The 13,284-nt window shown below is 70.5% G+C and carries 9 protein-coding genes; 4 read left to right on the top strand and 5 right to left on the bottom strand.

Features of this window, described 5'->3' with window-relative positions; translation table 11 throughout:
• Nucleotides 1–46 precede the first annotated feature (46 nt).
• Nucleotides 47–1,072 carry an NAD-dependent epimerase/dehydratase family protein gene (locus tag G4D86_RS39315; protein ID WP_163999442.1) on the top strand — a complete coding sequence of 342 codons (1,026 nt, stop codon included), beginning with the start codon at nt 47–49 and terminating at the stop codon, nt 1,070–1,072.
• A gap of 12 nt (nt 1,073–1,084) precedes the next feature.
• On the opposite strand, the gene G4D86_RS39320 is transcribed toward G4D86_RS39315, so the two are convergent.
• The 4 genes from G4D86_RS39320 to G4D86_RS39335 all read right to left on the bottom strand — a co-directional run bounded on the left by G4D86_RS39320 (nt 1,085) and on the right by G4D86_RS39335 (nt 6,282).
• Nucleotides 1,085–2,119 (bottom strand): polyprenyl synthetase family protein, encoded by a 1,035-nt coding sequence (locus G4D86_RS39320; protein WP_163999443.1) that lies wholly within the window; start codon nt 2,117–2,119, stop codon nt 1,085–1,087.
• 13 nt (nt 2,120–2,132) lie between these two features.
• On the bottom strand, nt 2,133–2,918 hold the full coding sequence (locus tag G4D86_RS39325) for a hypothetical protein (RefSeq protein WP_163999444.1): 786 nt from the start codon (nt 2,916–2,918) through the stop codon (nt 2,133–2,135).
• A 36-nt stretch (nt 2,919–2,954) separates the two neighbouring features.
• Entirely contained in the window at nt 2,955–5,123 is a 2,169-nt protein-coding gene (locus G4D86_RS39330) for an NAD(P)-binding protein (RefSeq protein WP_163999445.1), read from the bottom strand.
• Nucleotides 5,124–5,226: 103 nt separating this feature from the next.
• Nucleotides 5,227–6,282, bottom strand: a complete 1,056-nt coding sequence (locus G4D86_RS39335; protein WP_163999446.1) for a saccharopine dehydrogenase family protein — start codon at nt 6,280–6,282, stop codon at nt 5,227–5,229.
• Nucleotides 6,283–6,401: 119 nt separating this feature from the next.
• Here G4D86_RS39335 and G4D86_RS39340 point away from each other — a divergent pair, with 119 nt between their 5' ends.
• The 3 genes from G4D86_RS39340 to G4D86_RS39350 all read left to right on the top strand — a co-directional run bounded on the left by G4D86_RS39340 (nt 6,402) and on the right by G4D86_RS39350 (nt 12,527).
• The gene (locus tag G4D86_RS39340; RefSeq protein WP_163999447.1) at nt 6,402–7,607 is read left to right on the top strand and encodes a hypothetical protein; all 1,206 of its coding nucleotides are present in this window, start codon (nt 6,402–6,404) and stop codon (nt 7,605–7,607) included.
• Nucleotides 7,608–7,939: 332 nt separating this feature from the next.
• Complete coding sequence (locus G4D86_RS39345) at nt 7,940–8,320, top strand: hypothetical protein (RefSeq protein ID WP_163999448.1); 381 nt, start codon at nt 7,940–7,942, stop codon at nt 8,318–8,320.
• A gap of 46 nt (nt 8,321–8,366) precedes the next feature.
• Nucleotides 8,367–12,527 carry a protein kinase domain-containing protein gene (locus G4D86_RS39350; RefSeq protein WP_163999449.1) on the top strand — a complete coding sequence of 1,387 codons (4,161 nt, stop codon included), beginning with the start codon at nt 8,367–8,369 and terminating at the stop codon, nt 12,525–12,527.
• A 121-nt stretch (nt 12,528–12,648) separates the two neighbouring features.
• On the opposite strand, the gene G4D86_RS39355 is transcribed toward G4D86_RS39350, so the two are convergent.
• Nucleotides 12,649–13,245 carry a TetR/AcrR family transcriptional regulator gene (locus G4D86_RS39355; protein ID WP_163999450.1) on the bottom strand — a complete coding sequence of 199 codons (597 nt, stop codon included), beginning with the start codon at nt 13,243–13,245 and terminating at the stop codon, nt 12,649–12,651.
• Nucleotides 13,246–13,284: the final 39 nt, after the last annotated feature.

Raw genomic sequence — 13,284 nt, forward strand, 5'->3', positions numbered from 1 at the left:
CGCTCCAGAGGGGAGGTCCTAGCTTGAGCGGCGGGAGGGGTGAGCCGTGCGAGTCCTCGTCACCGGGGCCACCGGGTTCCTCGGAGCCTGGGTCACCCGGGCCTTCGTCCAAGCGGGACATCGGGTGCGAATCCTCGTCCGTGCCACGAGCTCGCGTGAGGTCTTGAAGGCCCTGCCTCTGGAGGAGACCGAGGGCGATGTCCTGGACCGGAGCGCCGTTGCCCGGGCCCTGGAAGGCGTGGAGGCCGTCGTGCACTGCGCCGGTCTGGTGGCGCTGCGTCCACGTGACCGGGAAGCCTTGTTCCGGGTGAATGTGGAGGGCAGTCGCTACGTGCTGGAGGCGGCCCGGGCCCGGAGCCTGCGGGTGCTGTTCACGTCCACGGTTGGCACCCTCGGTTCCACGACGCTGCCCGTTGCTCGCGACGAGTGCGCCGGGGCGGACGCGCGCGTGGGAGGCTCGGCCTACGTCGAGTCGAAGCGGGCAGGGGAGGAGCTGGCGCTGGCCATGGCGGCACTGGGCGCGGACGTTGTCGTGCTCAACCCGGGCAACGCGCTGGGGCCGGGCGACGCGCGCCTCACGGGCACACGCTTCGTGTCGCACTATCTCCAGGGCTCCCTGCGTTTCTACCTGCAAGGGGGGATGTCCTTCTGTGACGTGCGAGATGTCGCCGCCGCGTACGTCTCCGCCCTGGAGCGGGGCCGTCCGGGAGAACGGTATCTGCTGGCAGGTGTCAATCTCAGCTATGGCCAGCTCTTCTCCGAGCTGTGGCGGCTCACCGGCCTCCACCGGCCCTGGCCGCTGCCCTGGCCCGCCGCGCTCGGGATGGCCTTCTCGTCCGAAATGGCCTCCGCCTTCTTCGAACACCCGCTGGAGGAACTGAACCTCTCCGTCGTCGGGTCCGGGCAGCGCTTCACCTTCGCCAACGTGGGCAAGGCGGTCCGCGAGCTGGGCTACCGCGTGCGGGACTTCCGCGCCACGCTGGCCGACACCCTCGTGGACCACCTGTCCCGCGGCTCATTCCCCACGATGACTCCCCGCCTCCGCGCGCTCCTGGCGCAACACGTCCCCTGAAGCCCGCACCCCTCAGGCCCGCTCCAGGACCCACGCGGGGAGGGCCTCCAGGAGGCGCTTGTCGGGGGAGTCCCGCAGGTCGCCGTACGCTCGTGAGAACTCGTGCCGCGCGGCCCCGGCGAGCCCATGGGCCACCTGCCTCGCGAAGGTGATGGAGCCATGGTCGTCCATGCCGCCGCGCACCCAGCGCAGCTCCTCCTCCCGCCGCTCCGCCCGGGGCTGGCTCAGCAGGCGTGACAGCCGGCTGCGGCCCTCCGGGTCCTGCGCGTGGAAGAAGTGGAGGAGCATCAGCGTGCGCTTTCCCTCCAACAGGTCACCGGCCAGCTCCTTGCCGTAGCTCGCCTCGTCGCCCACCAGGTTCAACAGGTCGTCCTGAATCTGGAACGCCGCGCCCACGAAGAAGCCGAAGCGCAGGTACCGGTCCAGGTCCACTCCGTCCCGGGTGCCGATGAGCGCGCCCACTCGCAGGGGATAGATGGTCGTGTACCAACACGTCTTCTTCAGCACCATCCGCAGGTAGTCGCCCTCGTGCAGCTCCACCACGTTGTGCTGCCGCCACCAGAGCTCCAGCGTCTGTCCCTCCACGGACTCGCGGGTCATGCGCTCGGCCTCCTGGAGCACCCGCAACGCGAGCCGGGTGCCCAGTGTGCCCACGTTGTCCAGCAGCGGCTGGAGGCTCAGGGCGGTGAGTGCATCCCCCACGTGGACGGCCAGCGGAGTGCCATGCCCGCGGTGCAGCGTGGGGCGCCCACGCCGTTGCTCACTCTCATCCTCCACGTCGTCGTGCACCAGGAAGGCGTTGTGGAGCAGCTCCAGCGCCACCGCCGAGTTCAGCGCCTCCGTCATCGACGCGCCGAACGCGCGCGCGGTGGCCAGGCACAGGCCCGCGCGCAGCGAGCGGCCTCCGCGCTCGGGGTAGTCCGCGACCAGCTCCTGGAAGGCATGGTCGGAGGGCCTGCCTCGCAGGTAGTGCCGCATCCTCTCCCGCGCCGCCGTCCCGTACTCCGCGAGCTTCTCCCGCACATGGGCCGCTTCAGGGGTGCTCATGGAGTGTTCCTCCTCAAGGGGCGAAGAGGCGCACGCTGATGGTGCCTCGCGGCATGCCTGTCCGCTCGTCCAGGATGAGGCCGCTGTAGATGCCGGGAGGGTGGTCGTCCGGAATGCGCAGGCGGAGGGTGACCCGGTCCTCTTCGGGGGCTGTCTCGAGGCGCGCTCCCGTGAGGCGAGGCACGTCCGGCTCGGGCGCGCGCAGGTCGTGCACCCGCAGGGGTATTCCGACCGAGCGCATGCGCAGGTCGATGGACACCTCCGCGCGCCGTCGGGTGTCCAGCTCCAGCGTGACACCGGGTGCGGCCAGGGCTTCCGGAGCCGTCGCCACCGGCGCCGGTGCCGGCGTGGTGGGAGGGGGCTCTGGCGCAACGACTCCCGCGGAGAACGGGCCCGCCGTCCCCAGCGGCGACGCCATGTCCGGCGCTCGCGGGGGGAAGCCCGCGGGGCTCATCGTGCCCAGCATCTCCATCCACAGTCCCGCGAAGTCCGCGAAGCTCCGCATCAGGGTGGCCATGCGCTGGGGCATCCCGTCCCCGGGCCCGACACCCCCGCCCGCGCCCGCGTACGGAACCCCCATCATCCGCGCGACGTTCTGGCCCTGGCGCATGTACTCCTCGATGACCCGGTACCCCATCTCCACGCCCCGGGAGACCGGGTCCGCTGGGGGAATCGCCGCTCCCGCTCCCGCTTCCGCGGAGGGTGGCTGCGCCCCAGGCGGGCCGAACATCGTCCACCAGTTCCGGATGGGTTGCGTGCGCCCCGGCTCCGGCCTCTTCACGCGCTCGTCTGGATTCATCACAGGCTCCTGGAAGAAGGGGACTGGCAGCGCCGCTCACGGGTGGTCGAAGCCGACGACTTCCTCGAGCCGGGGCGTGCCGGAGAGCGCGTGCGCCGCCAGCCGGCCCGACATCACCGCGGCCTCCACGCAGCCTTCGTTGAAGCCGCAGTCCGTCCAGTCGCCAGCGACGGTGAGGTTGTCGTAGGTGTGGTCGAGCGGGGAGATGCGGAAGCGCAAGCTCCCCGGCAGCGACAGGGTGTAGCGCTCCGTGGGGCTCACGTTCGCGGTCCAGTACTGTGAATCGAAGCGGGCCTCGCCCTGGGGGCCGGCCTCCGCGGGCGAGGCCGGGTCCATCAGCACGTCCCACCGGAAGCCACCGGCGGCGCCCTGACACCGCGGCCACAGGTGGACGAGGTCGCGCTGGAGGAAGCGCACGGCGTTGCGGCGGACCCGCTCGTGCTGCTCGTCCGGGAAGGCCGGGCGTTGCCGCTCCGCCTCGGGCGTGTCGGGCAGCACGCTGCAGAAGTAGGCGATGGCGCGCGGCGGCCGGGGCCAGCTCTCCTCCGAGGCCAGGTGTGTCATGTCCGCCCAGGTGTCGAAGGGCTTCACGAAGCCGGAGATGTTGATGGGGCCGTCATGCCAGCCCAGCTCCCGCATGCCCGTGCCGAGCCAGAGCTGGAACGCCTGCGTGGGCACCGTCTTCACGCGCTCCACCATCGCGCGCCAGCGTGGGTCCTGGTCCACCAGCTCCCGGCAGACCCCGCGCACGGCGCCTCCGCCCACCGCCAGCACCACCAGGTCGAAGTCCTGGCCCACCCGCAGCACGCGCGTGCCCGCCTTGCGCAGGTCCCACGCGGATTCGAAGCGCCACCCCTCGCGCTGCAGCCTCTCGCCGTCCACGAGCTGGCTCCAGTCCGGCGCCGCGGGCCAGCATGGCAGCCCGCGCACGTCCACGAGCGGCTGGTACTCGCCGCCGCCCGCCACCTCGGCTTGCACGTCGAACTCCAGTGCCTCCACGTGGGGGCGCTCACCTGGAGCCCGCCGGGCCGGGTCCGACAGCCGCACGGACTCCAGGCGGTGGAAGAACGCGAAGCTCGCGCCCCGCCGCTTCAGCACCTCGTAGAAGGGCGCGAAGACGATGTCCCCCATGCCCGAGCGCATCTTCCAGAAGAAGGCGCCGCGGTACGTGAAGAACGCCCGCAGCGCCCCTCGCAGGGCCTGCCCGGCGGCGATGCGGGGCCGCCGCGCGTCGCCGTCCTCGTAGGCGAAGGCCAGGTCGTACAGCGCCCGAATGAAGGCGCTGTTGATGGAGCGCTCCGAGGCGCCGTTGAGCCGCAGCCACTCGCGGCAGTCATAGTCGTCGATGGCGTCGAAGCCGCGCGGGTCCGCCAGCAGGCGGAAGCGCAGCGCGCCCCGCACCACCGCGAGCACCAGGTCCGCGATTTCCCAGAGCCGGCGCAGCTCGTCGTCGGCCGCCACCTGCTGCTCCATCAGCCCGCGCAGCGACGACGCCACCATGTCGTGGAAGCGCAGCAACAGCTCCATGGGGTAGCGGCGCAGCGTCCCGAGCGCGACCTCCAGCAGGTTCAGCGCCTCCACCACCGCGGCCAGCGAGGCGAACCCGCCCAGCTTCAGCAGGCGCGCCATGGACTCCAACAGGGCCTCCGGGCTGCCCACGCCCGGTGCGCTCCCGGACGCCTCCGCGCCGGACGCGGACGGCGGGCTCCCGGGCGCCTGGATGGCGGACAGCAGCGTGCGCAGCAGCTCCAGGGCTCGCGCCAGGTACTCGCCGACGGTCCACCGCGGGAGGGTCGCGCCCGGCTCCCCGGGCAGTCCCTCGAACGGCGGCAGGTGAACCTTCCACGGCAGCCAGCGTCCGCTCGGAGAGTAGTCCGCGACGCCGTTGAACGGGTCGGGCGTGAAGGCATCCCGCCAGTCCGCGATGGGGCAGGTGGCCGGGTCGCGCCGCAGCTCCGCGTAGCACTCGCGCATCAGCCGGAACGCGTTCTCGTAGAACCCCATCCACAGGTGCAGGCCGTGCTCCTGGATGCGGTCCGCCGGGCCCCGGCCGGACGCGCCCTTGCCTCCCAGCCTCCAGCCGAGCTGGTACATCGTGACGTGATAGCGCCCCTGGTGCTCGGGACGCGTCAGCTCGAAAGCAGCGCTGACGCCCGCGCAGCCACCCCCGATGATGGCGACCTCGATGGGCCTTCCGCGTGTCATTGCCCGCCATTGCACGAGCGCGCGCGCATTGCGTCAATGCGACCCGCGGTCGCCGTCCTCGCGCCGACGCGGGCTCACCCCCGCGTTCAGGGTCGCGACTGCATCAGGGGAAATCCCGTACCACGCCCGGGAAGGCGAGCACGAACTCCGGCCCGTACACCCGGGCGGGAGTCTGGAAGCCCGCCTCCACGTCTTCCGCGAGCACCCGCCGCGCGAGGGCCCAGGCGGTGGTGCAGGAGAAGCCATAGACCTCCGGCGTGCGCAGGCGGCCGCGGAGGCACCGCCCCGCTCCGTCCTCCACTTCGCACACGATGACGGCCTGGCGCCCGGCGCGCTGCTCCTCCGTGGGACCTGGCGGGAAGGCCTGTGCCTGCAGCTCCAGCCACAGCTGCCCCAGGGGCGTGGACAACAAGTTACCCAGGGAGCGGTTCGCCAGCATCAGCATCCGCAGCGCGGGAATGGCCTCGCAATACACCTCGATGTCGGGGATGCCGGTGGAGGCATGGGCCGTGGCCACGTCCGCCCAGCTCAGCGCCACGCACGGCCGGGGGCCCGCGCCGAAGTCCAGCTCCCGCATCCGGGAGCCGGGAGGAATGCCCACCACCTGGTTCCCCTGGCGGATGAGGACGGCCTGGCCCGCGCCTTCGGCAAGCGTGCGCAAAGAGCCGCGCGAGATGAGCTCCAGCCCGGAGATGCCCAGCACCAGCTTGCGCGCGCCCGGAAGCTGGCGCGCCAGTCCCAGCGCGAGGCAGTCCGAGGGCACCACGTCGAAGCCCGCGCCGCACAGGAGCATCACTCCCCGCTGGCGCGCCCGTGCGTCGTGCGCTCGCACGGACTCGATGGCGGCGACCTCGCCGCTGAGGTCGAGGTAGTGGACGCCCGTGCGCAGGCACGCCTCCACCATGGGAAGGGACGTGGCCGAGAAGGGGCCCGCCGCATGCAGCACGGCGCGCATGCCGTGCAGGGCCGCGTCCAGGCTGGCGCCTTCCAGGCTCGCCACCCGGTGCTCCAGTCCCAGCTCCGCGGCCACTTGTGCCAGGCGGGCGCCATCCCTGCCTCCCAGCACCGGACGCAGCCCGTGCTCGCGGGCGGCCCGCGCGAGCAGCCGGCCCGTGTACCCGGTGGCTCCGTAGAGCAGCAAGGGCGTGGATGGTGCCATGGCGTTCACCCCCACGGCAGCCTACGACGGGACGCCTGTCCCGCCGCGCGGCCACGGGTTGAGTTCCGGGGAACTGACGCCAAGTTGTCAGGAGCAGGGCCTACCGCTGGAGGCACGCCGTGTTCCTGGGGACCGAGTTTCCCTTTCCATGGAGGCGTGGAGCACCGGCCACTCTGGAGGAGGAGCGCATCGCCAGCCGGGCCGCGGCGCTGAGCCTCTTCCTTCATGCGTCCGGTGCTCCCGGGGGCGTCCTCGACGGAATAGAGCCTGGCCCTGGCAACGATCCCTCGTCCATCTCGTCCTTGACCGCCGTCTCGCCCTACACGGTCGTCACGCCCATCCAGGAGGCCTTTGCCTTCCTGCGCGGTGCTCGCGGACCGTACGCGCGACGGGCCTTCAACATGGCCAGGGCCCGGCTGGCCGCCGCGACCTATGCGGGGAGCAAGGAGCAGAACGCGCTGTTCAGACCCGCTCTCGTCGGGTTGATGGGGCAGCAGGAGGTAGGACAGCTCGAGAAGGCCTTATTCAAAGCCACCGATTCGTCGAGACTCTACGAACTGGTTCCAGATGCGGTGCGGCGGATGACGTATGGACTGCGGCCCATTGGCAATGCTCGGCAGGATCGGGAGGAGGCTCCACCCTGCCGCGGGGCGGAGCGGTCCCTGCTGAGGGCGCCAACGACCGTTCCCCAGGGGGATTCTGTCGTGTTCGACCCTAGAAGCCTCATCACGACAGTGCAGCTCTGTGGGAGCACGCGCCTTCCCTTCGGTGAGCTCAAGAGGCTCGCCGACCCACGACAGTGGGAAGTCGATTCCCTGTTCTGGACGTGTTCCAGGCAAATCGCCCGGGATGCCCTGGGGGGATGGGGGCCAGCGCCCACCGCGATGGCGGCGCCCCTCGGCTGCGAGTGGAAGGGCAACCTCTTCGAGGAAGTTGAATGGAGCTGGAACGTGGATGTGGGCCGGGTCGCCGCGTTCGACGTCATCCTGGACATCAACTACCAGATCAATACAGCGGCTCCGTCGTACAACATGGAGTTCTCCCTCAACCGGAGTCTGGGCAGCATGTTGTATGGGACTGCAAGGGCGGGGGGCATCGAGGTGGACGAAGGCTTCGAGCGCGTCATGCCCCATTCCCAGTCCACCTCTGATGCTCCTCAATTCAGCATCTGCCTCAGCAAGTGCTTGCGGTACTCGAGCCTCGCGGACCGGCGCACCTACCAGGGGCCTGCCATGGCCGGGGCCTTTCTCAACCTCATGGCTCCCGCCCTGGTAGGGCTCTGGCTCTACGAGCTCTTCGATACATTCTATTCGCATGAGCCGTGACGTGAGCAGGTCCCCGCGTCCTCCTGGCGGCCATTCATTCGCTCGGGCCGCGCTTGCTTCCCAATCGTCAGGAGCCGATGGACCGTAGGGACTGGGGGAAAGACATGTCAGGGATTGGCTGTGGCGCGGATTACGGTGGCGCGGCGTCCTCGGGCGCCATGCAATTCTGGGCTTCGTGGGCGATGGCTTCCAGTTCCACCTACACGAACATGCTGCTGCGAGGGTCGACGTGGCTCCAGTCGATGTTGATGGGAGGGGGGAGCCCGTGCTCGTGCCAGTGCTCAGGGCAGGGAAAGGGTCCACCATGTTCTGAGCCACCGCTGAGGGGCTTCATGGAGGACTGGTACCAACTGGCTTCCTTTCCCTTCGAGTGGTGGTCCCGTTGCCGGGGCGACGATATTCCGGTGGTGGGCATCGTCCTGGATACCGAGGCCAAGGCCTCCAGCAAGGGTCCGTACCAGGTGATGACCCCCTACTGCGTCCGCGACTTCAACCTCCAGACGACGCCACTCCTCAAGCTGGGAGACGCCAACAAGAGCATCCTCCCCGATAACATCGAAGTGGAGCTGAGGCCGGATGGCAATACGCTCTCGGTCTCGTTGGTCGAACTCGGCAATGCCACTATCGAAAATGGGTATTACGCCGGCATGGTCTGGGCTGTGGCTGGGACTGAGCTCCGGCCCCTGGCCATCCTCAATGTGTACGTGACGTAGGCGGCGCGGGCGGGAGTCCGCGGCGGTCCCTGGGGGGGAGGCCGAGGTGGACGAGGCACAGGGCGTCAACGACACGGGGCCACCCGGAGTGACGAAGCCGCTCGCTCCGGAGGACGCCTCCGACTTCGGAGGCCCGCTGCTCCAGGCCGTGGCCCGTCGGCTTCAATCGGCGCCGGTGCCTGCTCCGGGGCAGTGGCTCGGCGGTCTGGACGGGCATCGCTACGAGGTGCTCGCGGTGCTGGGCAGCGGAGGCATGGGCCGTGTCTTCCGCGCGTGGGACCACGCGTTGCACCGAACGGTCGCCTTGAAGTTCCTCCACGCGGAGCCCGGGGCCGACATGCCGAGGCTGCTGGCATTGTTGCGCGACGAGGCGAAGTCCATTGCCCGGCTGGACCACGAGAACATCGTCCGCATCCACGACGTGGTGGAGTGGGACACCGGCTTCATCCTGGCCCCGGGAGAGGGCCCATTGCACGTGCCCTTCCTGGTGATGGAGGCCCTGGACGGCGAGTGCCTGCGGTCACTTCTGCGGCGCGGGAGGCCGGGCCCGCGCCGCTCACTCGACATCCTCATCGGTGTGGCTTCCGGGCTCGCGCACGCGCATGACCGCGGGGTCGTCCACCTGGACCTCAAGCCCGGCAATGTCTTCGTCCTGGGCGACGGCAGGGTCAAGCTGCTCGACTTCGGCCTGGCCCGCCTCATCTCCGACAGCGCTCCCGTGACGGGCATTCCAGGTGGCGGGACTCCCGCATACATGGCTCCGGAGCAGTGGCAGGGAGGCCCGCTGTCCGCGCGCACCGATGTCTGGGCGGCGGGGCTCCTCTTCTTCGAGCTCCTCGTGGGCGAGCATCCGTTTCCCACGGCGGGGCCCGAAGAGCTGCGCGCTCGGGTCACGTCTTCCACCCCCATGCCCTCGGTGCGCGAGCGACGGCCGGAGTTGCCGGAGGCACTGGACCGTCTGGTGGCGGAGGCCCTGTCCCTCCGTCCCGAGGAGCGCCCTGCGGATGGGCACGCGCTGCTGGCGCGGCTCCACGCACAGGAGGCACGGTTGCCACCTCCGCGCGAGCGCACGGGGATTCTCGTCGCGGAGCGCTGGCTGTTGACGGTCGTTTCCTGCTCCCTGTCGCTGGTGGAGCTCGGGGACGAGGACATCCTCGATGGTGAGGAGCTCCATGCGCTGGAGGTTGGCTTCCATTCCGCGTGTGCGCGCATCATCCGCCAGTACGGCGGGGTGCTCGCCACCTGCATGGGCGCGGAGGTGCAGGCGTGCTTCGGCTATCCCGAGGGCAGGGAGGACGCAGCGGTGCAGGCGGTGCGCGCGGCGCTGCGGCTGAAGGACGCGCTTCCGCGGGAGCTGGTTCCCCTGTTGTCTGGCGGAGGGGTCGTCGCGAGGGTGGGCGTACACACGGACCTGGTGACGGTGGCGGACACCGCCCCTGAGCCGCACGGCTTGATGTCCGCGATTCGGGGCGAGGCGCCGCGCGTGGCGGCATGGCTGGCCACCCAGGCGGCGCCGGACACCGTCCTGCTGAGTGAAGGTACGCACACGCTCGTGCGAGGTGTCTTCCAGACGCACTTCCTGGGGACGCGCGCGTTCGCGGGGCTGCTGCGCCCCACGCCCGTGGGTGTCCACCAGGTGGAGCGGGAAAGGCGGGGAGGAAGTCGGTTCGACCGGGCGCTGGTGACGGGCAGGCTGACGCCGTTGATAGGACGTGAAGGCGAGCTGCGGCGGCTGGTGGCGCTGTGGCGGGGCGCCCGCGAGGGGCAGGGCACGTATGTGCTGGTGAGCGGGGAGGCGGGCATCGGGAAGTCCCGCCTGGTGCAGGAGCTGTACGACCGCGAGTCGGGGCACGTGGGCACGTGGGCGCGATGCCAGTGCTGGCCGCAGCTTCAGGGCAGCGCCTTCTCTCCGCTCGTGGACTGGCTTCATCGCTTCCTGGAGCTGGTTCCAGACGAGCCGCCCACACGGTGGAGGGAGCGACTGGAGGCGCGGTTGGGCGCGCTGGGCATGCTTCCAGAGCACGCGGACCCTCTGGCCTCCTTCCTCGCGCTGCCCGTGCCCCAGGGGGCGCAGTTCCTCCAGCTCTCGGTGGAGCGCCAGCGGGAGTGGATGATGGAGAGCCTGGCCACGCTGCTGCTGCGGCTCGCCGCCGTGGCGCCGCTGACGTTCTTGCTGGAGGACGTGCACTGGGCGGATCCGTCGACGCTCCTGTTCCTGGATGTCCTGGTGGGGCGACTGGAAGGGATGCCGCTGTGTGTCCTGCTCACCGCGCGACCCGAGTTCGAGCCGCGGTGGGCGGACCGCGCGGGCTTCCAGCTGTTGCCGCTGGGGCGGCTGTCCCCCGCGTGCACGGTCGACCTCGCGCGCGCGGCGGCGGGAGGAAGGCCGCTTTCCGAGGGCGTGGTGGCCCAGCTCGTGGCGCACACGGATGGAGTTCCCCTCTTCATCGAGGAGCTGACGTGGATGCTGCTGGCGCAGGGGGCCCCGGAGGGAGCCTGGCCGGGGGAGCCCCTCAAGACCCTCCCGGCCACCCTGCACGAGCTGCTCCAGGCCCGGCTGGACTCGCTTCCGCTTCCGCTCAGGGCCCTGGTGCAGCAGGCGGCCACGCTGGGGCGCGAGTTCCGCTACGAGATGCTGCGCGCGCTGTCCTTCCTGGGCGAGGACGAGCTGCTGCGGGAGCTGGACGCGCTGGAGAAGGCCGGGCTGCTCTTCCAGCAGGGCGAGTCCTACGCCGCCACGTACACCTTCAGGCATGCACTGGTGCAGGACGTGGCCTATCAGTCGATGCCGCGGGAGGTGCGCCAGCGCCACCACGCCCGGGTGGTCGAGATGCTGAGCCTGGTATTTCCCGAAGTGTTCGAGGAGCAGCCAGAGCTGCTGGCGTGGCATGCCACCCAGGCGGGACTCGTGGCACAGGCAGTGGGCCTGTGGCACGACGCCGGCCACCATGCCGAGGGAAAGTCCGCCTTTCCCGAGGCCATCAGCCACTTCTCCCGGGGACTGAAGCTGCTGCGGCGGCTGCCGGCCACCCATGAACGAGACCAGCGGGAAATTGCCCTGCAGGTGGGATTGGGAATGGCGTTCATCTCGGTGCGGGGCTTCGCCGCTCCAGAGGTGGAGGCCGTGTATTCGCGGGCGCGTGTCTTGTGCGAGCGATTCGGTGACGTGCCCCTGTCCGTGCTCTGGGGCGTCTGGGTCATCGCGCTCGTGCGGGGAGACCGCGAGGGCACCGACCGGCTCGCGGTCCACTTCGAGCGCATGCTCGAGACGAAGGAAGACCCCATCTGCCAGGTGGTGGTGGGCGCCGCGCTCGCTTCGCGCGCCTTCTGGCGGGGCGACCTGGCCGATTGCCAGCGCCGATGCGTGGAAGCACAGGTCCCGCTGGCCCGGCGTGACCTGCAGGAAGTGCCCATGCTCATCCGAGGGGGCGCTCACAGCTACGTCATCGAGCAACGGCTCAACGTGTACATGTATCGCGCGTTGAGCGCCGTGGTGATGGGGCTGTCGGACCAGGCAAGGACGGAGTACCAGAAGGGGCTGGTGCAGGCCGAGCAGATGCACCAACCCTACGCGCTGGCGACGGTGCTCATGTTCGGGGCAGCCATCGCACACGAGACGGGGGACCTCCGGGCGGCGCTGGACGACGCGGCGCGCACCATGGCCCTCTCCTCGGAGTATGGCTTGCCCTACATGCTGGCCGTCTCCACCTGCCTTCATGGCTGGGCGCTCGCGAGACTGGGGGAATCGGAGCGGGGCCTCGACACGGCCCGACAGGGACTTGCCGCGTTGAAGGCCATGGGCGCCTGGGTGGTCTTCCCGCTCTACTCGGAGGCAGTGGGCTGCGCGTGCATGCTCGGAGGGCACCTCCAGGAGGGACTGGAGGCGGTCCGCGAGGGGATGGAGGTGGCTGACTCGGGACTGGCCCGTCATGCCCTTCCAGAGCTGTGGCGGCTGCGGGGAGAGCTGCTGCGGCGGAGCGGGGATGAGCGGGGTGCCCGGACCTGTTTCCTTCGGGCATGCAAGGAGGCACGCGCGATGGGCGCCCTGCTTCACGAGCTGCGCGCGTCGCTCGGCCTGGGAGGGTTGCTTCGTCGTGTCGGAGAGGAGGTGGCGGCGAGGGACCTCGTCGCGGCGGTCTACGACCGGTTCACCGAGGGGCTCGACGTCGCGGACTGCGAGGCGGCTCGGCGGTTCCTGGGGCGGTAGCGCGGGGTTTCAAGTCACCGCCGCGGACATTTTCACGGGCTCGAAGCGGATGGCCGCGGGCCCGGGCGAACAGCGGGTACGGGTCCCGGCGCATCTCATCGGAGAGAAAGTCCAGCATGGCTCATGGCCTCCGTGGCCCTGGCGATGGGGAAAAGGCGCGCAGGACGGCGTCGACGACGCCGCGCGCGAGCCGCTCGTCGACGGGGCCGCCGGTGATGAGGAAGCGGTAGAAGAGCGGGCCACCGAGCAGGTCGAGCGCGAGCTCCTGGTCGAGCCCCTTTCGCAGCTCGCCCCGCGCCACGCCGCGCTCCAGCACCTGCCGGAGGGCCTCGCGGCGCACCCCGACGATGCCGGAGCGGACGGCCTTGGCGATGAGCTCGCTGCGGGCCATGGCGGCGACGAAGCCGGACAGCAGGGCGCCTGACGATGGGTCCCGGTACATGCCCAGGGCGTCGCGCATCATCCGCCGCAGGTCACCCTCGACAGTCCCGGTGTCGGGGACGGGGATGGCGCGCATGACGCGCTCGACGGCCTCGGCGGCGAGCGTCTCCTTCGTGGACCAGCGGCGGTACACGGTCGCCTTGCCCACCCCGGCGCGCGAGGCGATGGCGTCCATGGTGAGCGCGTCGTAGCCCACCTCGCGGATGAGCTGGACGGCGGCGTCGAGGATGGCGCCGTGCGCCTCCTCGCTCCTCGGGCGGCCGGGGCGGCGGCTCACGTTCACTTCCGGAGCGGGCGGCGGTGGGCTCGCGGCGGT

Origin of the sequence: Pyxidicoccus caerfyrddinensis, assembly GCF_010894405.1 — a bacterium.
In the GTDB taxonomy this organism is placed as follows: Bacteria; Myxococcota; Myxococcia; order Myxococcales; family Myxococcaceae; genus Myxococcus; species Myxococcus caerfyrddinensis.

Excerpts from the sequence above, each read along its gene's own strand:
- G4D86_RS39320 (WP_163999443.1), bottom strand. The coding sequence starts at position 2,119 with ATGAGCACCCCTGAAGCGGCCCATGTGCGGGAGAAGCTCGCGGAGTAC.
- G4D86_RS39325 (WP_163999444.1), bottom strand. The coding sequence starts at position 2,918 with ATGAATCCAGACGAGCGCGTGAAGAGGCCGGAGCCGGGGCGCACGCAA.
- G4D86_RS39330 (WP_163999445.1), bottom strand. The coding sequence starts at position 5,123 with ATGACACGCGGAAGGCCCATCGAGGTCGCCATCATCGGGGGTGGCTGC.
- G4D86_RS39335 (WP_163999446.1), bottom strand. The coding sequence starts at position 6,282 with ATGGCACCATCCACGCCCTTGCTGCTCTACGGAGCCACCGGGTACACG.
- G4D86_RS39345 (WP_163999448.1), top strand. The coding sequence starts at position 7,940 with ATGGAGGACTGGTACCAACTGGCTTCCTTTCCCTTCGAGTGGTGGTCC.